The organism is Mesorhizobium sp. L2C066B000 (assembly GCF_000502335.1).
Classification (GTDB): Bacteria; Pseudomonadota; Alphaproteobacteria; order Rhizobiales; family Rhizobiaceae; genus Mesorhizobium.
In genome coordinates this window covers 488889-507182 of the sequence record NZ_AYWZ01000001.1, presented here as the reverse complement: position 1 = coordinate 507182, position 18294 = coordinate 488889, and the positions used below count along the sequence as shown (strand labels likewise).

General features: G+C 58.7%; 21 protein-coding genes, 1 tRNA gene and 1 pseudogene. 13 read left to right on the top strand and 10 right to left on the bottom strand.

The genetic code is table 11. The features are described from left to right. The first annotated feature begins 143 nt into the window (after positions 1 to 143). Positions 144 to 220: transfer RNA gene (locus tag X733_RS163410), tRNA-Met, on the top strand. On the opposite strand, the gene X733_RS1000000167500 is transcribed toward X733_RS163410, so the two are convergent. Further along, positions 177 to 1805 (bottom strand): recombinase family protein, encoded by a 1629-nt coding sequence (locus X733_RS1000000167500; RefSeq protein ID WP_031193143.1) that lies wholly within the window; start codon positions 1803 to 1805, stop codon positions 177 to 179. The genes X733_RS163410 and X733_RS1000000167500 overlap by 44 nt on opposite strands. Next, positions 1756 to 2004 carry a hypothetical protein gene (locus X733_RS1000000169345; protein ID WP_155924132.1) on the bottom strand — a complete coding sequence of 83 codons (249 nt, stop codon included), beginning with the start codon at positions 2002 to 2004 and terminating at the stop codon, positions 1756 to 1758. The genes X733_RS1000000167500 and X733_RS1000000169345 overlap by 50 nt, the downstream gene beginning before the upstream one ends. Before the next feature lie 423 nt (positions 2005 to 2427). Here X733_RS1000000169345 and X733_RS163415 point away from each other — a divergent pair, with 423 nt between their 5' ends. Then, positions 2428 to 2898 (top strand): MucR family transcriptional regulator, encoded by a 471-nt coding sequence (locus tag X733_RS163415; RefSeq protein ID WP_023817377.1) that lies wholly within the window; start codon positions 2428 to 2430, stop codon positions 2896 to 2898. A 132-nt stretch (positions 2899 to 3030) separates the two neighbouring features. On the opposite strand, the gene X733_RS163420 is transcribed toward X733_RS163415, so the two are convergent. Then, a complete protein-coding gene (locus X733_RS163420; protein WP_023817376.1) occupies positions 3031 to 3948 on the bottom strand; it encodes a LysR family transcriptional regulator in 918 nt (305 codons plus the stop codon). Positions 3949 to 4217: 269 nt separating this feature from the next. On the opposite strand from X733_RS163420, the gene X733_RS163425 reads away from it, so the two are divergent. The 4 genes from X733_RS163425 (at position 4218) to X733_RS163440 (ending at position 7868) form a co-directional block, all read left to right on the top strand. After that, positions 4218 to 4877 (top strand): ABC transporter permease subunit, encoded by a 660-nt coding sequence (locus X733_RS163425; protein ID WP_023683618.1) that lies wholly within the window; start codon positions 4218 to 4220, stop codon positions 4875 to 4877. Between the two features lie 12 nt (positions 4878 to 4889). Beyond that, positions 4890 to 5642 (top strand): ABC transporter permease subunit, encoded by a 753-nt coding sequence (locus tag X733_RS163430; protein ID WP_023690242.1) that lies wholly within the window; start codon positions 4890 to 4892, stop codon positions 5640 to 5642. Positions 5643 to 5692: 50 nt separating this feature from the next. Further along, positions 5693 to 6541, top strand: a complete 849-nt coding sequence (locus X733_RS163435; protein ID WP_023690243.1) for a transporter substrate-binding domain-containing protein — start codon at positions 5693 to 5695, stop codon at positions 6539 to 6541. A gap of 73 nt (positions 6542 to 6614) precedes the next feature. Further along, on the top strand, positions 6615 to 7868 hold the full coding sequence (locus X733_RS163440; RefSeq protein WP_023690244.1) for a CapA family protein: 1254 nt from the start codon (positions 6615 to 6617) through the stop codon (positions 7866 to 7868). A gap of 14 nt (positions 7869 to 7882) precedes the next feature. On the opposite strand, the gene X733_RS01000000165775 is transcribed toward X733_RS163440, so the two are convergent. After that, the gene (locus X733_RS01000000165775; RefSeq protein WP_081740608.1) at positions 7883 to 8395 is read right to left on the bottom strand and encodes a helix-turn-helix transcriptional regulator; all 513 of its coding nucleotides are present in this window, start codon (positions 8393 to 8395) and stop codon (positions 7883 to 7885) included. A gap of 165 nt (positions 8396 to 8560) precedes the next feature. Between X733_RS01000000165775 and X733_RS163445 the strand changes: the two genes are divergently transcribed. Next, positions 8561 to 8797: a helix-turn-helix domain-containing protein gene (locus tag X733_RS163445; RefSeq protein ID WP_023690246.1), complete on the top strand. Its 237-nt coding sequence runs from the start codon at positions 8561 to 8563 to the stop codon at positions 8795 to 8797. A 540-nt stretch (positions 8798 to 9337) separates the two neighbouring features. Here X733_RS163445 and X733_RS163450 read toward each other — a convergent pair. The 3 genes from X733_RS163450 to X733_RS163460 are packed head-to-tail and all read right to left on the bottom strand — an operon-like array spanning position 9338 to position 11142. Beyond that, positions 9338 to 10111, bottom strand: a complete 774-nt coding sequence (locus tag X733_RS163450; protein WP_023817373.1) for an ImmA/IrrE family metallo-endopeptidase — start codon at positions 10109 to 10111, stop codon at positions 9338 to 9340. After that, positions 10108 to 10500: a hypothetical protein gene (locus X733_RS163455; RefSeq protein WP_023817372.1), complete on the bottom strand. Its 393-nt coding sequence runs from the start codon at positions 10498 to 10500 to the stop codon at positions 10108 to 10110. The genes X733_RS163450 and X733_RS163455 overlap by 4 nt, the downstream gene beginning before the upstream one ends. Positions 10501 to 10524: 24 nt before the next feature. Beyond that, positions 10525 to 11142, bottom strand: a complete 618-nt coding sequence (locus tag X733_RS163460; RefSeq protein WP_023817371.1) for a hypothetical protein — start codon at positions 11140 to 11142, stop codon at positions 10525 to 10527. A 164-nt stretch (positions 11143 to 11306) separates the two neighbouring features. On the opposite strand from X733_RS163460, the gene X733_RS163465 reads away from it, so the two are divergent. The 3 genes from X733_RS163465 to X733_RS163475 are packed head-to-tail and all read left to right on the top strand — an operon-like array spanning position 11307 to position 14021. Further along, a complete protein-coding gene (locus X733_RS163465; RefSeq protein WP_023817370.1) occupies positions 11307 to 12548 on the top strand; it encodes a cyclic GMP-AMP synthase DncV-like nucleotidyltransferase in 1242 nt (413 codons plus the stop codon). Beyond that, positions 12541 to 12981, top strand: a complete 441-nt coding sequence (locus X733_RS163470; protein WP_023817369.1) for a hypothetical protein — start codon at positions 12541 to 12543, stop codon at positions 12979 to 12981. The genes X733_RS163465 and X733_RS163470 overlap by 8 nt, the downstream gene beginning before the upstream one ends. Next, positions 12978 to 14021, top strand: coding sequence for a CBASS cGAMP-activated phospholipase (locus X733_RS163475; RefSeq protein WP_023817368.1), 1044 nt, complete (start codon positions 12978 to 12980; stop codon positions 14019 to 14021). The genes X733_RS163470 and X733_RS163475 overlap by 4 nt, the downstream gene beginning before the upstream one ends. 240 nt (positions 14022 to 14261) lie before the next feature. On the opposite strand, the gene X733_RS1000000170105 is transcribed toward X733_RS163475, so the two are convergent. Next, a complete protein-coding gene (locus X733_RS1000000170105) occupies positions 14262 to 14591 on the bottom strand; it encodes a hypothetical protein (protein WP_196813680.1) in 330 nt (109 codons plus the stop codon). Positions 14592 to 14647: 56 nt separating this feature from the next. Here X733_RS1000000170105 and X733_RS1000000170585 point away from each other — a divergent pair. Then, positions 14648 to 15031: pseudogene (locus X733_RS1000000170585) on the top strand (hypothetical protein); the annotation flags it as partial. Between the two features lie 324 nt (positions 15032 to 15355). On the opposite strand, the gene X733_RS163485 reads toward X733_RS1000000170585, so the two are convergent. After that, positions 15356 to 15652 carry a GlsB/YeaQ/YmgE family stress response membrane protein gene (locus tag X733_RS163485; protein ID WP_023817365.1) on the bottom strand — a complete coding sequence of 99 codons (297 nt, stop codon included), beginning with the start codon at positions 15650 to 15652 and terminating at the stop codon, positions 15356 to 15358. A 680-nt stretch (positions 15653 to 16332) separates the two neighbouring features. On the opposite strand from X733_RS163485, the gene X733_RS163490 reads away from it, so the two are divergent. Together X733_RS163490 and X733_RS163495 are read left to right on the top strand one after the other, a co-directional pair. Next, complete coding sequence (locus X733_RS163490; protein ID WP_023817364.1) at positions 16333 to 16635, top strand: hypothetical protein; 303 nt, start codon at positions 16333 to 16335, stop codon at positions 16633 to 16635. Positions 16636 to 16696: 61 nt separating this feature from the next. Then, a complete protein-coding gene (locus X733_RS163495) occupies positions 16697 to 17707 on the top strand; it encodes a sensor histidine kinase (RefSeq protein ID WP_023817363.1) in 1011 nt (336 codons plus the stop codon). A gap of 63 nt (positions 17708 to 17770) precedes the next feature. Here the strand turns inward: X733_RS163495 and X733_RS163500 are convergent, their stop codons facing one another. Then, a complete protein-coding gene (locus X733_RS163500; protein WP_348625852.1) occupies positions 17771 to 18115 on the bottom strand; it encodes a response regulator in 345 nt (114 codons plus the stop codon). Positions 18116 to 18294 lie beyond the last annotated feature (179 nt).

The following is an 18294-nucleotide window of genomic DNA, read 5'->3' as shown; positions in this document are numbered from 1 at the left end:
GCTTTTACCGGCGACAATATGCCGGCGCCCTCGCGCATCGATGCTTGACAGGCTCGCCCTCCCAACCTTATATCCGCGCGACCTTGGCGAACGCCTCGAAATGCCTTTCGATTTAAGGCGGATTTCGGGCCTTTCGCCGCCCTGGCGGGGTAGCTCAGTTGGTTAGAGCACGGGAATCATAATCCTGGGGTCGGGGGTTCAAGTCCCTCTCCCGCTACCACCATACCCCCCGACGCTCTGACGCCGTTGGGGAAGGCTTTCTCCCCCAGGAGTGCCATTAGACGTCCGGCGATTTCCACTTCGACTCCGCCGAGCCTTGATGGATCGCGAAACACGGTCACGGTTTCGATCAAGTCCCGCATCGCCTCTGCGGATTCGGAATCGCCGGCCATAAGGCCTTTTGCAAGTCCGGCCTGCAGTTGATTCAATTGTTGTCCGTAGCGTGCCAACACTGCAGGATGCAGTGCGATCACGGTGGCCGCCGCGGGCACCTGATCCAGTTCCGTCACAATCGCTTTCCGCTCTTCATTCAGCGTTGTTGATTGCGGTCCCAAGACTGCTGGATCGCCATGGCCCTTGGCGATGGCGGTGACCAGGCGGTCGATCTCGCGCGACAGTTCTCCGAGCCGTCGCTCCAGGCGAGCACGCCGTGCATCGGTATCGGCTGCAAGGCGCCTTCGTTCCTCTTGATAGGTCTGGACGTAATGGGCAATTACGTCAGGATGGCGCAACTCGGCGGCGAGGCCGGTCAGGACCGCAGTTTCGACGGTATCCAGATAGAACGTCTTGGGATCAGAGCAAATCCCGCTTTCCGTGGCGGCGGAACAGCGGATGCGAACACGCTTGGTCTTGTCGATACCCTTTGATGACATACCCGCACCACAAGCACCGCACTTAAGGAGTCCCGTTAGCAAGTGCTGCGGTCGGCGCTGATGGCTTGGATGAGTGATTGCCCGCGCCTTCTTCCTTGCTTGTGCCGCATCGAACAACGCAGCCGAAACAATGGCAAGATCGGGAACTTCGACTGTTTGCCACTCGCCCCTGGAATTTGGACGCGAGACACGCTTGCCAGTATCAGGATCTTTGACCATTCGGACCCTGTTCCAGATCAAGCGACCGGCATACAGTTCATTTTGAAGCAGCCCCGTACCTCTTTGCACATTGCCGTTGATGGTTGAGGCGTTCCAGGTTCGGCCGCGAGGCGGCGGCACGCCATCTTTGTTGAGTTTGTGGGCGATATCGCGTGGCGTCTGACCCTCGACATATTCGCCAAAGATGCGACGCACGATCCGCGCTTCCTCTTCTACGATCAAGCGCTTCCCAGGATCGCCCAACACGTAAGCGTAACCATAGGTCAATCCGCCGGCGTGAAGGCCATTTTTGATGCGCCCTGCTTGGCCTCGGCGGACTTTGTGAGCAACGTCCTCGCGGTATAGTTGGCCGACAAGGCCACGAAGCCCGACCAAAACCGTATTGACCACACCCTCGTGAACCGCACGGATTTCGATGCCAAGAAATGAAAGGCGCTTGTGAATGCCTGCAAGGTCTTCCATGTCGCGAGAGAGCCGATCAAGCGCCTCCACGACGAGAACATCAAATTCGTGCTCACGAGCCTTGTCCATGAGCTGCAGCAGACCATCACGCCCCAAGACCGAACCGCCGGAGCGGGCTCGATCGTCAAACGTTGCGACAACGTTCAAACCCTCACGCTCTGCGTACGTCCGGCATAGTGCGAGTTGGTCGTCTATCGATCGCTCATTCTGAAGGTCGGTTGAGAAACGTGCGTAGATCGCGGCTCGATTCATGATGTGTTTTCTCGGCCTGTTGACGCTCGTGATCCTCGCGGGCGGCTTGCCGCGCGAGAGCGCTTGCAAGACGAAGAATCGCCCTATCAGGCGGCCGATGCAAGGCCTGATTGTGGATTTTCACCACCATTGCGGGTAGTGCCCGGTACGGGTCGAGAATGACGATGGACTTGAAAAATACGCGGACAGCTTTCCGCAAGATGCGTGGACTCCTTTGAGCCAACCGAGATCGCGATCTTTCTCCATACCTAGCAAGATGTATCCAGTCGCGAGATGACGGAAGCACTTAAAGCGGTCCGTCGCAGAAACGGACAGCGTGGCGTGCTATTCGGAAACCTGCCCGTCTGACCTGTTGCTTTCGTTGAACATCAGAAAAGAGAAAAGAGCGTCCAATCATGCACGGCCGGGCCGCCAGCATCCGCCCTCCTGCCCAATTGCGCTCGCACCTTCATCGCTGGGCGGTGCCGCGCTCGAACTGGTTCATGCAGAGTTTCATGACCCATGCCCCGCCGCGTTGCTCTTTGTAACTTCTTGTCTTGTGCACCGTGTGGGCTTTGCTGTAGCGAAGCTGCTGACGTAGATCGGGGCTACGCAATTGAAGAGCAAATGAAGGGTTGGCCAAATGCCTGACGATCTTATCAAGTCCGACGCGGAATTACTCGAGATGACCGCCGACATCGTTTCCGCTTATGTCAGCAATAACCCGGTTCCAGTTACGGAACTCGCTCGCGTAATTTCCGGTACCTATGGAGCGATCAGCAAGCTGCAGGGAGCACCCGCACCCAAAGCGGAAGAGAAGCCTACACCCGCTGTCCCGATCAAGAAATCGGTGACGCCCGATTTCATCATCTGCCTGGAAGACGGCAGGAAGTTCAAATCGCTCAAACGGCACTTAGGCACTCACTACGATCTGTCACCGGATGCCTACCGTGCGAAATGGAGCCTGCCCTCCGACTATCCGATGGTTGCGCCGAATTATGCCGCGGTGCGATCGGCGATGGCGAAGGCGATCGGCCTGGGACGGAAGGCCGTAGCGCCTGAGCCTGAAGCGGCGCCAACGAAGCGCCGCAAGATCGGCATCAAGACAACCTGACAGCGGGGCTATTTTGCGCAAAAGCCCGCATTCTGTTGAATGGGCGCGGGGCGATTGCTTTCCGTCAGAAAGAACCCCTGCCCCTTGTTCAAGGGCAGCGGCTGCCGAGGACACCCATCCCTCAAGGGATGATCACCCTCTCGCAGACGGCATCTGGGAAAACGCAGCGATGATCGCCTCGAGTGACACGTTCAGTGCATTCGAAAAGGTCCTGCCCTTCTGCCAAATCGCGACGTAGTGATAGAGCGCGGACGGTTCCACTGGCTTTATTCCCAGGTGAAACGCCGCGTATTCACGCGCAATGATCTCATTGGTTATCGAAATGCCCAGGCCAGCTGAGACGTATCCGGCTTCGTGACCGTTGTAATCGAATTCCACCAGTATGTCCGGCTCAACGCCGGCGAAGCGCAAGGCATTGAAGTTCATCTGGTGGGCGGCAAACTGGGGATCGATATCGACGATCGTTTCGCCTGCCAGGTCTTGCGCCTCGATGCAGGTCTGTTTTGAAAAGCGGTGGTCGGGATGAAAAATGCATACGTTTCGTGCCGACCCAAGCGGCGCCCATTCAAACAAGCCTGGATCCAGAGGCAGTCTCGAAATTCCAAGATCGGCGCGGCCGGCCAGGATGTGTTCGCCGATCTGCTCGTAGCTTCCAGAAATCGACCGGACATTCGAAGCGGTCTGTGAGCGGATAATCGCCACGACCTTGGGCAAGGTCACGAAACCGAAAACAGAGGGCGCGGCAATCGCAATCCGCTGCTTTTCCTCGTTCTTCATAGCGAAGATCGACGCGTCCAGGCGATCCAGCGACGTCAGGGCCAGTTCTACGTTTCGCAGGAGTTCCCAGGCTTCCTGCAAGGGGACGATGCGGTTGGCTGATCTCTTGAAGAGTGTGATGCCGAGCGTGGTCTCAAGCTGCTTCACATGTTGACTGACGGCCGGCTGGCTTATCCCGAGCGCAACCGCCGCCCGCCTAGTCGAACCGGCCCGCAACACTTCCCGGAAGACCTTCAGCTGACGGAGCTTGAGGTCGCTCTGCAACAACTCCATTCCCTGCGCGCCTTTCCCTGATAACCACCCGGCGGCAGACAACGCCAACCTGGGGAGCAACGAACTGCCTCAGTATATAACGACGCGTTATAGATAAAATAATAAAAGTTATAGATTGAGTGTGTAATTTCAAGCGTTAGAATTGGCCAGTATCTCAAATTAACTGCACATTAGAAATATAACAACTCGCAACCTTGGGTTATATGGCTTGGTCTCGGCAATAAAGACCGGCGTATCCTGCGGCAATTGCGAGCCGAGGAAAGCGCCCCATGGGTGGTTTTACTACTCAGTTTGTTGTCGCACTTACCGTGACCATAAGCCTGGCTCTTGTCAGCGGCTGCCTGGGTACGGCATTCGGGCTGTTTTTGGCGATTTCGAAGGGCACGGCAAAGCCGCGCCTCAACGCGGTCGTGGCCGCCTACACCACAGTCGTCCGTGGTGTACCAGAACTTCTCGTTATCCTGCTCATCTACTTCGGCGGAACCACGCTCGCCAGCAAGATCGCCGGCCGGTATGTCGAGGTGAACGCATTCACCGCAGGGGTTATCGCGCTCTCGGTCATTTTCAGCGGTTATGCGACCGAAGTGTTTCGCGGCGCGATTGCGGCAGTGCCAGCGGGCCAAACCGAAGCGGCAAAGTCGCTTGGGCTGAACGCCTGGCAGCGCTGGATGTTCGTCATCGGTCCGCAGATGCTGCGGCTGGCGCTGCCTGCCTATGGCAATCTCTGGATTTCGCTCTTCAAGGATACCGCACTGGTCTCGATCGTCGGCCTGACCGACATCATGCGCGTTGCGTATGTGGGGGCCGGATCCTTGCGCGCACCATTGACTTTCTACCTTGCGGCCTCCGCTCTCTATCTCTCGCTGACCACCGTCACGTTGCTGTCGATCCGGCTGACTGAGCGGCGCTATCCGGCTCTCGGCCGGTAGGAGGGAAGGCCCATGAACCTCGGCTTGATATTTGACGCAGTGGTTGTCTTGCCTTCGGGCGTTGGTCTCACTTTGACCCTGACGGTCTTGTCGCTGACGGCCGGATTTCTTCTTTCCGTGCCGCTGGCCTTCATCCGCGCGTTCGGACGTCCCGGCTTCTCGCTCGCGGTGCTCGCATACACCTATGTGATCCGCGGAACGCCGATGCTGGTTCAGCTCTTTCTGCTCTACTACGGCCTCGCTCAGATCGAGGCGGTGCGAACAAGCATCTTCTGGGTGATCCTGCGCGACCCCTTCTGGTGTGCCCTTCTGACATTTTCGCTGAACAGCGCGGCACACACCACCGAGATCCTGTGCCGTGGTCTCCAGTCCGTGCCTAAGGGTGTCACCGAGGCGGCCACTTCTCTCGGCTTGAAACGCTTCCAGATCGCTCGCCTGGTCACCTTCCCGATCGCTTTCAGGATATCGCTCCCGGCCTACGGCAACGAGATCGTCGGGATGATCAAGGGCTCGTCGCTCGCGAGCACCGTGACGCTGCTTGAGATCACCGGCATGGCGAGACAGATGGTGTCGACCACGTTCGCGCCGTACGAAATCTTCATCGTCGCCGGAGCGATCTACCTATCGCTCACCTCGATCGCGGTGAAAGCGATCCAGTTGCTGGAGCGATGGCTGTCGACCGACGGCCATCCGGTTCGCCGACGAAAGGCGCGATTGCGCCCCGCCCTACCTGACCCAGAGATCACGACGCCCCCCCTGCCCTGACGCCCAGGTTCTGGGCTCCCCTTTCCATCCAACCAACGAAGAGGTGCATCATGCGCATACCCCTGGCTATTGCTGTTTCTATCGTATCCCTGATGTCGGCAGTCCCGGCGAGCGCGCAAAGCGAGCGCGTCATATCGATTGCCGCTGAAGGCGCCTCGCCGCCCTGGGACGGCACCGACGCGAACGGTCAACTTTACGGTTACGATATCGATGTTGGACAGGAGCTGTGTCGTCGCATCGAGATCAAATGTACCTTTGTCCCGCAGGATTGGGACGGGATCATCCCGGCACTGCTTGTCGGCAAGTTCGACGTGATCATGTCTGGCATGGCGATCACGGAAAAACGCAAGCAGTCGATCGCGTTCTCGATCCCCTACGCCACCGGCTTCAACCAGTTCGTGGTGCGCAAGGACCTGGGTCTCGTCGCCGGCGACACCAAGGAAAAGGTCAACCTTTCGACCATCGGCGACAAGGAAAAGGCGACCATCGAACGCCTCAGATCGACACTCGCCGGCAGGGCGATCGGGGCCCTGCGCTCGTCGAATTCGGAAGCAGTCGTGAAGGAAATGCTGGGCGATGTCGTGACCATTCGAAGTTATGACAGCCAGGACAACATGAAGCTCGATCTTGCCGCGGGTCGCATCGACGGCGGCCTCGCCGACTATTTCACCTGGCGCGATTTTCTGGAGACGCCTTCCGGTTCGGATGTGGTGTTTTTCGGCCCTGAACTTAATGGCGGGCTCTGGGGGCCGGGCGTCGGCGCCGGCTTGCGCAAGGACGATACGGAGTTGCTCGCCAAGTTCAACGCCGCCATCGACGCGGCCACGAAGGATGGAACGATCAAGGCGCTGAGCCTGAAATGGTTCAAAAGCGATATCTCGCCAGCCATCTCGCAATAGAGGCAACCGACTTCGACATTGACGAGGTGCCGGCCGGAACGCCAGCGCCCTCCCCTCCTTCAAGGCGAGCTCCATGAAAGACCAGTTCTGCGCGGTCGTTACCGGCCAATCCCTGATCAAGCACGACATCCGTGACCTCAAAGACGAACGCTTCATCGCGGTTACGGATTTCCTGCGCCAAGGCGACGTCGTCTTTACCAACTTCGAGTCGACGATCCTGGGCAAGCACGGCGGGTGGCCGACCAAGGGCAAATACTTCGGATATTCCAGGGCTGAAGTGCTCGACGCATTGCAGGCCATCGGTTTCAACGCGCTTGCTCTGGCAAACAACCACGCCTTCGATCTCGGCGCCGGCGGTATCCTCTCGACCCTGGAGGAAGTGGAAGCACGCGGTTTCCTGCATGCCGGCATCGGAGCCGACGAGACTGACGCCAGGAAACCGGGTCGCCGCCGGCTGGGCGCGCGCGAGGTCGCGCTTCTTGCGATGGATGCAGGCCCCGGCCCGACCAACATGTATGCCGAAGACCGAACGGCCTTCCGGCCGGCTCGGCCCGGCGTCAATCGCCTGAACACCGTTCGCAAGATAGGGGTGCCTGACGGACATTTCCGGCGACTGGCAAGGCTGGGCGCTCATTTGCAAAGCTCCCCGTTTGAATTGGCCAACTATGCGCAACCGGAGGACCCGATGGAGGTGGCGGCCGGCAAGGAGATCAATTTCTACGGCACCGTGTTCACGCAAGCCGCCGATTTCGGCCGGCTGATCGAAGTCGATCAGTGGAGCGCGAGTGTCCATTTGTCCGCCATCCGGCACGCGGCGGCACAAGGCTATTTCGTCATTGCCTATCTGCACCACCATCATTGGGAACCAGGTTGGCAGGACGTGCCCCGCTGGGTGCAGACCTTTGCGCGGATGTGCATCGACGCCGGCGCGAACCTGCTCGTCAGCCACGGCGCTCCGGTGCTGCAGGCCGTGGAAATCTACAATGGCTCCCCGATCTTTTACGGCCTCGGAAACTTCCTATTCCACGTCCACCCCGACGAAACCGAATGGAACCCACCGGAAGTCTGGCAAAGCATCGTCGCCGCGTGCCGCTATGATGCGGGTGGAAACCTCGCAGGCATAGATCTCTTGCCCGTCGCGATCGGTTCGGACCCTCAGTCTCTCGGATCGGCAACAGGCAGACTGGTGCCCGTCGCCGTGACGGGAAGCGCGGCGAGAGAGGTCCTCGAGGGATTCGCGACCCGCTCGCGGGCGTTCGGGGTCGAAATCGAAGTGTCCTCGGCTTGCGGCCGCATCGCCGTGCCCGCTGCACGAAAATTCGGCTGACAAGCCGCCTGCCCTCAGGGCGTCTTTAATTCAGCCGGCGCGGATTCGCCGGCTGTCTCGCTATCCGCCTTTGTGTCCATCACGGCCAGTTCTTCTCCTAACGCTGTGATTAGGGACGAGACGCGACCGCGCACACGCGGCGGAAGTTTGACAAGCCCCTCGATCAGGCGCCGGCCCTCCGCGCTGGCAATGAAATCCAGGCGCTCATCGACCGGGAGGGGCCGCGCCTCGACGCGGGTCTCATCGTTTCCCGGCAGGCCTTCGAAGAAGCGGCTGACAGGAACGCCGAGCGAGCTGGCGATCTCGTAGAGCATCGAAGCGCTCACGCGATTCCGCGCGTTCTCATATTTCTGGAGCTGCTGGAAGCTGATGCCTATCGATCGGGCAAGCTGGGCTTGCGATACGTCAGACTGGACGCGAACGGTCGCAATCTGCCTGCCGACATGCTGATCGGCGAGATGAGGGTCTCTGTCGATATTTGGCTTCGGCCCCGTCCGAAGGAGGACGGAGCGTTGCTGTTTCAACAAGGCCTTTCGATCCTCCACTAGTCAGCCGAACAGAGAGTCTGTCGCTACGCGCCGGGCTCTTCGCACCGATGTGATCTGCAGGTCGAATCGCCACTAAAAATACCTTATAGGGTTCAAAATTACCCTATTGGTGGCAAAGAAAATCTGCCTGCCGATTGTGGACTTATGGTCAGTCCACGACAGATTCGAGCCGCACGGGCTTTGCTTGGTTGGTCGCAGCAGGAGCTTGCCGACAAGTCAATTGTGTCTTTGAATGCGTTGGTCCGGTTGGAAAACGGCACGGTAGATTCCCGGATCAGCACTTTGCAGGCCATTGAGGCGGCTCTGATAAAAGCAGGTGTCGAATTCTTGTCCGCTGGTCAAAAGGGCGAAGGCGTACGGCTCTTAGATCCTCAGGTTTGAACGTCAGTTAGCGGGGAAGAGGGATTCCGCTCGCAATTGCAATTGCCCAAGCACCCTCCTGCGGATGACGAGAGGCAAAGTCGTGGTATCGTCGGAATCAGCCATGATCCGATCCCTTGCCAGCGCGGTTGTGGTCAGGCCGATCAAAGTCTCTTGGACCTTGATCGATCGTCGCCCGTGCGATGCATGTGCACCGCACGTGCTTTGTTATGCATTTTTTCTGCCCAAAGTTCAAGCTGAAAAGCGACAATGATAAAAAAGCCATTCACAACTCGTTTGGACCCATCTGTGCTAGCTCTGGCTGAACAACTCGCAGAGTCGGAACGTCGTTCGGTAACCGCTGTCATTGAGCTCGCGTTGATCGAGTATGCAGAACGTCGCGGTGTAAAGGCGCGAGACGTCAAAAACGGCGGATAGCTGCGTGGTGAAGCACGTCATTGAAAGGCCGAAATGGGGCCGGCAGCGGAAAGTCAGCTTTTGGTAACGTGGCTTAGAAAATAACTGGTCATCATCCCTGGAAATGAACAATTGGCACTCCGGTCAGCCAGCCATCCTTTCAGGCAGATTGAGGATCGTAACCACGTCACCAGTTGGTAGCTTGAATGATTGCTCGGTGATCTCGAACTCAGCTGCCGAGTGATGATCGAACCATGCGTCCGCGCCGATCTTCCGAGGGAAACCTTCTGTTCGAGCATCATTGCCGTACATCATTGTGAACGCGAACGAGCCCGAATCGAGGTCCTCGCGAGCAAACCAGCGACGCTGCATCGAGGGAGCCCGCGTGACCCAAGGCTTGCCGGATGTGCGGTGAGTGACGACCATGCTGCAAGGGAACTGATCGCTATCGATCATCCGGATTAGTGTTGCGGTCAGGCTCGCTGAGAAGAGCACGGCTACGGCCCGCAGCGCATTGATGTCCAAGCGTTTTTGAAGGCGCACCGCAGGTTTGAAGAGGTACCACGGCATGAGAAGATCGGCGGCGTATGCGTCGGCGGCCCTCTCCTTTGTCGCTTGCTCGTTCCTGTAGTTCCCGATATCAGCCGCGCGACACACGGCACACTGTCCGCGATGATGCGCCCAATGCCCCAGTTCGTGTCCGATCGAGAACCGCCGCCGCTCTGGAGGCGAGGCGGCGTTCACCGAGATGATCGCCTTGTCGTCAAGCCCGATGATGCGGGCCTCGCAATTGACCAAGGGACGAACCTTAATCTTGGCGCCGACGTGCCACGCGATCGCTTCGAGATCAATATCTTTGGGCTCGTCGATGCCCAAAGACTGAAGCAGACCTTCGGCTCTTGTTGGCCGTTTCATCATTTGCCACTATTGTCGTCGCGATCGCGCTCAAGCTCGGCAATGTCTTCGAGCATACCGTCATCGTCCTCATTGCCGCCCTGACCAAAGCGGGCGGCAAGTGTCAGATTAGCGTCGTCATCATTGGCTCCGGTCCTCAGCGAGGTGAGCCGCCGCTTTGCGTGTTCCATTTCCAAATCGGAAATCGGGGCGGACGCGAACACGTCCGAACGAACTGCCTGTCGTGCTGCTTCGAGCTTAAGTTTGGCCAGGCGCGAGCGTCCTACTGCAACCGCAGCGTCGAAGGCTCTGACGTCGGCTTCATCTATCGGCTCGTCATCCTTGCCATGCACGATCTCGTCGATTAGGAACTCGTGCAGGTGACCGAGCCACTCTCTATCTTTCCCTGACATGCGGACCTTCCAATCTGCTTAGCGCTAGCGCGCTACCCCCGACAGCCTCTTACCGAGCTGTAGCATCTGCCTCTTGAAGCGCCTCCGAACCGTCGCCAGCGCAACTGTGTCCATTCCCATCCATTCGGCCAAGTCCTTTCCGATGAACGGGACGGACATGCCCTCAAAAAGCAACTCGAACTCGGTATCGCCGGCGATATCGGCAAGCAGAGCCTTCCGATATTCGTCTGGATCCATTCGATCGGTGACTTCGTCGGTATCGGCGATGGCCGAGGCGATCTTAATGCTCCCGTGATCGGCGTCTCGTTCAACGACGCCATACTTGCCCTTTTCCTTCCCGGAGCCCATGCGCCGGATCCGTGCGCGTTCCGTGACGAAGTGACGGTCGGAAGCCAGGCTCTTGATCGTGCCCATCAGAACCGGGAACAGGTCGTTATTGTCGCTTAGGCGCGTACGGCGCCCGTCGCACATCCTCACGAAGGCTTCGTTGATCAGTTCGTGAGCGTCGGCAAGGCACGCCGCCGAACATTTGACCGCAAACTGATAAGCGTCCCGCTTTTGCACAGACGTCATCCGATCAAAGAATTCGCTTACCCCCTCTTCCGAGCAAGGTATGCGCTTAATGCCGATTTCGGCATCCATTCGACGTCTCCCACAACATCCCGTCGACTCTCCTCATGAATGTTATGCGCTCATCGAAACGGATTCGGACAAAAAATAAAATTGTCTGAATTCCGATGCCCCGCGCTTTCCTTTTAGAGCGCCTCCCAAGCAGCTCAGAAACCTTCTAATTCAGGAACATAACTATGACTACATTCGCATACCAGGGGAAGAACCCCTTTGAAGATCCGCTTGATCGCATCTTGGCGGAAATCGCCTTCAGCGTTCAGTTGCCGCCGTCCCTCCATGGCAAGGCCTGCCAACGCTACAAGGCTGTGCGCGAGTACTTGGAAGGCACGACGCCGTTCCATGATCAGATCGAGCACTTCTATGCACAGGGATCGATGGCGATCGACGCCACCATCTCCACGCGCGGCACCGACGATGAATATGATATCGACATTGTCGCCCAGCTCGGCGGTCGCTTTCGCCACATGACACCGCTCGCGATCCTCAAGGCGCTCGCCGCGGCCCTTAAGGACTATCCCGTTCAGAAGATCGTTCAGCAGACCCGCTGCGTCACGCTGTTCTATGCAGACAACATGCATCTCGACGTGACGCCCGCGCTTCGCGACTACGGCACCACCGATCGCCAGTCGGAGATCACCCATGCGAAGGGGCCGCTCCCGTCGAACGACGACTGCATGGTTCCGATGAACGCCTACGGCCATGCCGGATGGTACAAGGCGCGCACACCGAACGAGGAACGCGTGATTGAAGCCTTCAGGGACCGCTGGTTCGGCGACCATCGTTTGAACATCCGCGCGGACGCCGATGTCGACGAAGTTCCCGATCAGACGCAGTTCGTAGTGAAGAACATGGCAACCGTCGCACTGCAACTGCTGAAGCGCTATCGTAACGTTCGCTATGCAAACTACAGTGGCCGCATCCCACCGTCGGTCATGCTGTCATACTTTGCCGGCGCGGCTGCGCTTCCCGACATGAAGCTCTCGGACATGTTGATCCGCATCTGCCGGTGGATCATCGGCGAGATCGAGCGGGCGACGATCAACCGTCAGAAGCTTCAAGTCGTCAATCCGACCTACAGCGCCGACGTCTTCACAGACCGCTGGCCGGAGAACCTGGATCAGCAGAACCAGTTCGCCCGCTATCTCCACGATCTCGTGGCCGGCATCGAGCGCGCCAAACGCGGCGAGTTGGACCCCGTCAGCCTTCGCAACTGGCTGCGCGAGATGTTTGGCGACCGCGTGGTGACGCGCGCGGCCGACAGAACGGCGGACGCCACCGGCGCTGCGATCGTCGCAGGGTCTCAGGTCTACAGCAAGAAGGGCAGCATTCTCCTGCCTGCTGCGGCCACGATTGTCACGTCGGTGGCTCCGGTCGCCGCCAAGCCGCACACCTTCTTCGGAGATCCGGTTGATGAATAGTCGACCAATCTCGATCAAGGAGCAGATCGCTTCAATGAAGCGTGACTGGCCCGGCTTTCGGGTCGGTCACCTTTCCCGCCGAGACGGGGCGGCTCGCTGGACCGGTGACCTGAAGCAATTCCAGGTCCATCGGATCGAGATCCGTTACCGGGTGGACTATGCGCCCGAGGTGCGGGTTCTGTCTCCGGCTCTGATTAGGCTGCCGGAAAATCCGGAGGGCTCGCTTCCCCATGTCTATGATCGTGAGGACGACCCGAGACTCTGTCTCTACGACCCGTCGGCGGGTGAATGGGATGCAACCATGCACCTGGCCCGGACGATCGTCCCCTGGAGCGCCGATTGGCTCGCCTGCTACGAGTTGTGGCTCATGACCGGGCGCTGGACCGGTGGCGGGCGTCACCCGACCCCTCGTGCAGCAGGAGTTGCATCATGACCTATCATCCGCCTCGCCGATCGGACGGCACTCTTCAGCAAACGCGGAAGAAGGAGCCGTGGCCGGAAGGCCGGATCTTTCGCATCCTGTCAATCGACGGCGGCGGCATCAAGGGCGTCTTCGGCGCATCCTATCTCGCCGAGATTGAAAGGCGTTTCCTGGACGGGCAGTCGATTGCCAATCATTTCGACATGATCACCGGCACCTCGACCGGCGGCATCATCGCGCTGGCACTCGCCGCAGGCATGACGGCCCGGCAGGGTGCCGCGATCTACACCGAGCGCGGATCTGTGATCTTTCCGAGGGGCAAAGGGATCTTCGATCTCCCACGGTGGTTGCAGCGTCCGAAGAACGACCAGAGCGTCCTGAAGGACGAACTGCTGAAGGTGTTCGGCGAGCGTCTTCTGGACGATGCGACGACGCGTCTCGTGATTCCGAGCTTCGAGGGCCGTTACGGCGAGCCCTACATCTACAAAACCCCGCACCACCCCGATTACAAGAGGGATCGGCACGCGAAGGCAGCGCACGTGGCACTCCACACTTCGGCGGCTCCGGGATACTACCCCGGAGTCGAGAACGACGGCCACATCATGATCGACGGGGGCATCTGGGCGAACAATCCTGTCATGAACGCCGTGGTCGATGCGCTTGCCTGCTACGATCTCCGGAGAGAAAAGATTCGCATTCTGTCCATCGGCACCGGTGACGAGGTCCTTGGGCTGGACGAAGGCGTCCGGAACGGTGGGCTCTGGCGCTGGATCTTTCCCGGCCTGGGAAAGGCGCCGATGATCTTTCGCGCGGCGGCGAAGGCCCAGTCTCACAATGCCCTTGGCCAAGCCTACCTTCTCGTCGGAAAGCAAAACGTCGTCCGCATCGATCCTCCGGAATCGGAAAAACCGATCAGTCTCGATGATGTCGAGCGCGCCGTAACGGAGCTGCCGCGTTTGGCCCGCTCGCACGCTGAAGCGACCGGGCACTATGTGAATCAGATGTTCCTGGGAGACATCGCGGACCGGTTCATAAAGTGCGCGCTGTCGTAGCTGCCAAACTGGCCATTGCTTATGGACGACCGCTTTTGGGATCACCAGATGTTCACTCGAACGTCTGGTATTGGGCGCAAAGCTGCCGTTCTTCCGCGCGCGAAACTGAATGGATCCGCGTCAAAAGGCGACCCATTGCCGGCGAGCGTGTTGAGGGCTGCTGCGCCATCTTGGCCGCGGGGGGCAGCGGTTTTTGGCTTGGCCATCGGGGTTCGAACAATTATGCACTGCCCGCATGCTTCACCATCTCAGAAGAATTTGCCGCCGCTTCAGCAATAGCCCCTGGGCTGCTGGCTCTGCAAAATTCATCGTGCTGATGATCTGCTTGCTCCCATTTCGTGGGGAGACAACATGCAGCGACGGCACGCATTCCAGCTCAATCGGCAGGCGCGGTGCTTGCTCGCACCACGGCGGCGTCGGCATGCGCAGCGGAACGATACCGCTTGTGCTTAGCGTGGCCGGCGGGCTGGTCGTCGGCATCCGGCGGGCCGCGCAGCGCCATCGACGAACTTTTGAGCTACCGACAACTTGGACCAAGCGATCGATGCAGCCGACATGGCCTTGAAACATGGCTCCTCCCACGGGTGTCATGTCGGCCGGAAACGCGCTTCGTGCCTACCGCGGGGCGTCACCGCTCCGGGATGATGGGGCCTGCCTCGGACGCCTTCGCGCTCATTACGCGCGGCCAGTATTCGGGCCTGACAACTCAACCGGTGAAGGCTGGTGAATTGCTCATCGCAATGCAGCGCGATGGGCAGTCCAAGGTCGCCGATGCACTGTCAAAGGGAGCGCGTTTCCAGCATTATCTGGCGCTCAGGCTTGCAGGATAGTATGAGTTCGCCCAGTTCCGACCCTCCGTACCCTTCTACCATGTCCGGTCCGAAGAGGTTTTCAGGCTGTTCGTTGAAATGGCAAGTGCGGGCCAGGTAATCTACCTCACCCGTCACCAGCACCTTTGCGAGATAGCCAGGGCCGTTGTGCCGGGCGTAACGATCCATGAGCTCGGATGAGAATCGAAGCCGGCTCGTTTCTGCCACGACGAAACGACAGCTTTGCGCCTGATATCGGCCGTTGATATCCGACCCCATCGTTCGGTCGTCGCCTTGTTGCGACGGGGAAGCTGTGTTGGATCGCCAACTCAGATTGAAGGTGAGATGAGAGAGATCCGCAAATAGCAGCCATCCTGGTCTCCGATGTGGCCGGCTACAACCGGTTAACCGGCGCAGATGAAGAATCAGGTCGCGAACCTATGATACAGAGGCTGTAGCAGCCACTCTCTTCGCCTGAGTGCGGCTCATGGATCAAGGGCGGATCACCCTGCCGACGGGAGATGGCTACCGCCACCGACCCCTCCATCCGCCTCCGAAACGCCCTCCACCAGCAACCAAGCGGATGATAAGGAGAAGTACAATGGCGCCGACGGTTGCATTGATGATCAGGCTGATCGTTCCGGTTCCCAGATGGACGCCTGCGCGGGGCAGCAGCCAATCCCCTATGAAGGCGCCGATGATCCCGATTGCGATGTCTCCGATCACACCAAAACCGGCGCCCCGCACAATTTTTCCGGCCAACCATCCGGCAATAAGTCCCACTACCAATATAACTATTATGCTCTCGTTCGACAGATGCATGTGATCCTCCAGGCTTCGTTTTCCGCAGCGCAATTCGTGCCCGCAACCGGCGACTAGTCCATAGCCGATCCGCTATCCAAAAGCCAAAGCGCGTTAGAGGTGCTATCCGTCCCACCCCGCGGAACGAGCCCACCTCAACACTCCATACGGAGTTTGGTTCCAGCTTGCGACGGATGCTGACCGGAAAATTGCTGATGAACCTGTCATCAGTGCAGGCGAGATCGTCAACGAGTATTCCGTTGTCGTCCCTATGCACGGAGCGTTGGGAATAGATGACGCCGAGATGCGAACTGATGCAGACGTTGAGGGCCGCCCAAAGGGCTATTGACGACGTAACACGTCAAAGCAGGCGGCGGCCGGTAACGCTAAAGCGGCTGACACCCTGCTTGGTCGTGCATGGAATTGCTAACGCGATGCGTCGCCATGTGCATCTCGCCATACCCCTGATCGCCGTCCCAGCACGTGCGTCGGGAAAACGCGCTGTCCCAGAGGGCTGGGTAATGGTGGAGATCTATGGTACCTAAGGTTGCCCTCCTAACGTGGAGGGTCCGAAACCATCCCAGCGATCCAGCCTCAGCGACCGTAGCGGTGCCGAAAACAGCACGCCCTATCTCTCAGCTCTTGAACGTCGCGCTTCATGCCCCGCGTCCAGGGCGTGCCGGCAGCGAAGAAGGTACCCCATGGACGAAATATACACCAATGCGCGCGAACAGTTTTTCGCGGCTATACGTATCCTTGCATCGTCGCCTGACAGCATCCAAACCCGTTTGATCGATGCTACACCAAGGATTCTTCAGGTCACGATCGACGAATTCGAAGGCGCGCATGAACTCAAAATCAGATTTGCCCGAATTCTTGATCTTTTGGCGGTCGATCAGGACGATCTCGCAACGGCTGCCGTGGAAACAGCCGCCCGCATGACGGATTTTGAGGCAACCAAACTTGCCGATCTGATCTGCGACTTTTTCTCAGACCTGGAATAACTGGATCTGAGATCCCTTTTGGCCATTCGTCAAAACCACCCTTGCGATCTTGCGAGCATCCATGAAAACCACAGCAGAACATCTGAAACCACTCCTATGGGAGCCCAGGAACCTGATCCGCGCCATCGAAGCCGCAGGCGTCACCCTATGGTCGTGGAACGTGGACAGCGATGCGTTGGCCATGGATGATCGGGCCTATGACCTGTGGGGCATATCGCGTGCTACGGACGTCAAATTTGAAGATCTATCCGCGCACATCCATCCTGCCGACCGCGACCGTGTGCGAGCCGCGTTCAACGCGACGCGGGCAATTGTAGGCCCCTACGAGATCGATTTCCGGATCATGATCGGCGACGAGCTCAAATGGATCTCCGCCCGAGGGCAAGGCGACGATGAAGGGATGGTCCAGCGGCTGATGTTCGGCATTTTCATTGACGTCACGGGGAGAAAACAGGCGGAGGAAGGTCGGGAGCTTCTGGCTGGCGAAATGAGCCACCGCGTCAAGAACCTGCTGACCATCGCCTCCGGCCTTACCGCTATAACTTCCCGTTCGACGACCACGACCAACGACATGGCGCGCGAGTTGACACAAAGGCTGACTGCCTTGGGCCGCGCCCACGATCTCGTCAGGCCCGTGCCGGGTCAAACCGAGGCCGCTTCGGCGCTGCTAGGCGATCTTTTGACAGTACTTCTGGCGCCTTATGATGATCTGGGCGCTTTCAGCGGTCGAATTCGGGTTGCGGTGCCCAGGATGAGCGTTGGCGAGTCTTCAACAACGATTCTCGCGCTTATCATCCATGAACTTGCAACCAATTCCCTCAAATACGGCGCTCTGTCGACCGAGACTGGGACGCTGGATGTTTCTTGCTCGGCGCAAAGTGAGGCCGTCTCGATCGTCTGGACGGAAAGTGGCGGGCCTCCAGTCAAGGCGCCGACCGCTGCTCCAGGATATGGAAGCAAATTGGTCGAACGCAGCGTAACTGGTCATCTGCGCGGCACGATTGTCTACGACTGGGCAAAGGATGGTCTTGTTGTCACACTGAAAGTCCAGCCTGATCGCCTTGCGCAATAGATCCTTCAGTGTCCTCGGTGGCCTAACCGTTCACTAAGGGTTGGCCAGCCTCCGTCATTGCGATCAGAGCGACAGGACACCTCGCAGGCAGGCTGCTACGGCCGCGTGGTCATATGGCTTGCCGAAGAACGCGCTCCCTTCCGGGAGATCCGCTGCCGCCACGATGCGATGGCCTGATGTCGCTACGATCTTGATGGGCGGCCATCTATCGCGAACAGCGGCCGAAAGTTTCAGGCCATCCATACTGCCCGGCATGTCGATGTCGGTGAACATCGCTTCGATCATTACACCTGTTTCGAGTATGGCGATGGCTTCGTCGGCATTGGAAGCCTCGAAAACCAGAAATCCTTCGCTCCGAAGAAAGTCCGCGATGTCAATGCGGATTAGAGGTTCGTCTTCGACAACCAAAACACCCCTAGGTAGCGACATCGGTTTCTACCTACAATTGATAATCACGGTCCTCAACTCCTGTGCGCCGACATCGCTCCATTGAAATACTTAACAAAGCCGATTTGGCGCAGACTGGCAGCCAACCGCCGCGTCCATGATGGTTGTCGGCAAGATTTGCGCCAAGGCGCCGCTGCTTG

Coding starts and splice junctions, on each gene's coding strand:
- X733_RS1000000167500 (WP_031193143.1), bottom strand. CDS start 1,805: ATGAATCGAGCCGCGATCTACGCACGTTTCTCAACCGACCTTCAGAAT.
- X733_RS163415 (WP_023817377.1), top strand. CDS start 2,428: ATGCCTGACGATCTTATCAAGTCCGACGCGGAATTACTCGAGATGACC.
- X733_RS163420 (WP_023817376.1), bottom strand. CDS start 3,948: ATGGAGTTGTTGCAGAGCGACCTCAAGCTCCGTCAGCTGAAGGTCTTC.
- X733_RS163425 (WP_023683618.1), top strand. CDS start 4,218: ATGGGTGGTTTTACTACTCAGTTTGTTGTCGCACTTACCGTGACCATA.
- X733_RS163430 (WP_023690242.1), top strand. CDS start 4,890: ATGAACCTCGGCTTGATATTTGACGCAGTGGTTGTCTTGCCTTCGGGC.
- X733_RS163435 (WP_023690243.1), top strand. CDS start 5,693: ATGCGCATACCCCTGGCTATTGCTGTTTCTATCGTATCCCTGATGTCG.
- X733_RS163440 (WP_023690244.1), top strand. CDS start 6,615: ATGAAAGACCAGTTCTGCGCGGTCGTTACCGGCCAATCCCTGATCAAG.
- X733_RS163445 (WP_023690246.1), top strand. CDS start 8,561: ATGGTCAGTCCACGACAGATTCGAGCCGCACGGGCTTTGCTTGGTTGG.
- X733_RS163450 (WP_023817373.1), bottom strand. CDS start 10,111: ATGATGAAACGGCCAACAAGAGCCGAAGGTCTGCTTCAGTCTTTGGGC.
- X733_RS163455 (WP_023817372.1), bottom strand. CDS start 10,500: ATGTCAGGGAAAGATAGAGAGTGGCTCGGTCACCTGCACGAGTTCCTA.
- X733_RS163460 (WP_023817371.1), bottom strand. CDS start 11,142: ATGGATGCCGAAATCGGCATTAAGCGCATACCTTGCTCGGAAGAGGGG.
- X733_RS163465 (WP_023817370.1), top strand. CDS start 11,307: ATGACTACATTCGCATACCAGGGGAAGAACCCCTTTGAAGATCCGCTT.
- X733_RS163470 (WP_023817369.1), top strand. CDS start 12,541: ATGAATAGTCGACCAATCTCGATCAAGGAGCAGATCGCTTCAATGAAG.
- X733_RS163475 (WP_023817368.1), top strand. CDS start 12,978: ATGACCTATCATCCGCCTCGCCGATCGGACGGCACTCTTCAGCAAACG.
- X733_RS1000000170105 (WP_196813680.1), bottom strand. CDS start 14,591: ATGTTTCAAGGCCATGTCGGCTGCATCGATCGCTTGGTCCAAGTTGTC.
- X733_RS163485 (WP_023817365.1), bottom strand. CDS start 15,652: ATGCATCTGTCGAACGAGAGCATAATAGTTATATTGGTAGTGGGACTT.
- X733_RS163490 (WP_023817364.1), top strand. CDS start 16,333: ATGGACGAAATATACACCAATGCGCGCGAACAGTTTTTCGCGGCTATA.
- X733_RS163495 (WP_023817363.1), top strand. CDS start 16,697: ATGAAAACCACAGCAGAACATCTGAAACCACTCCTATGGGAGCCCAGG.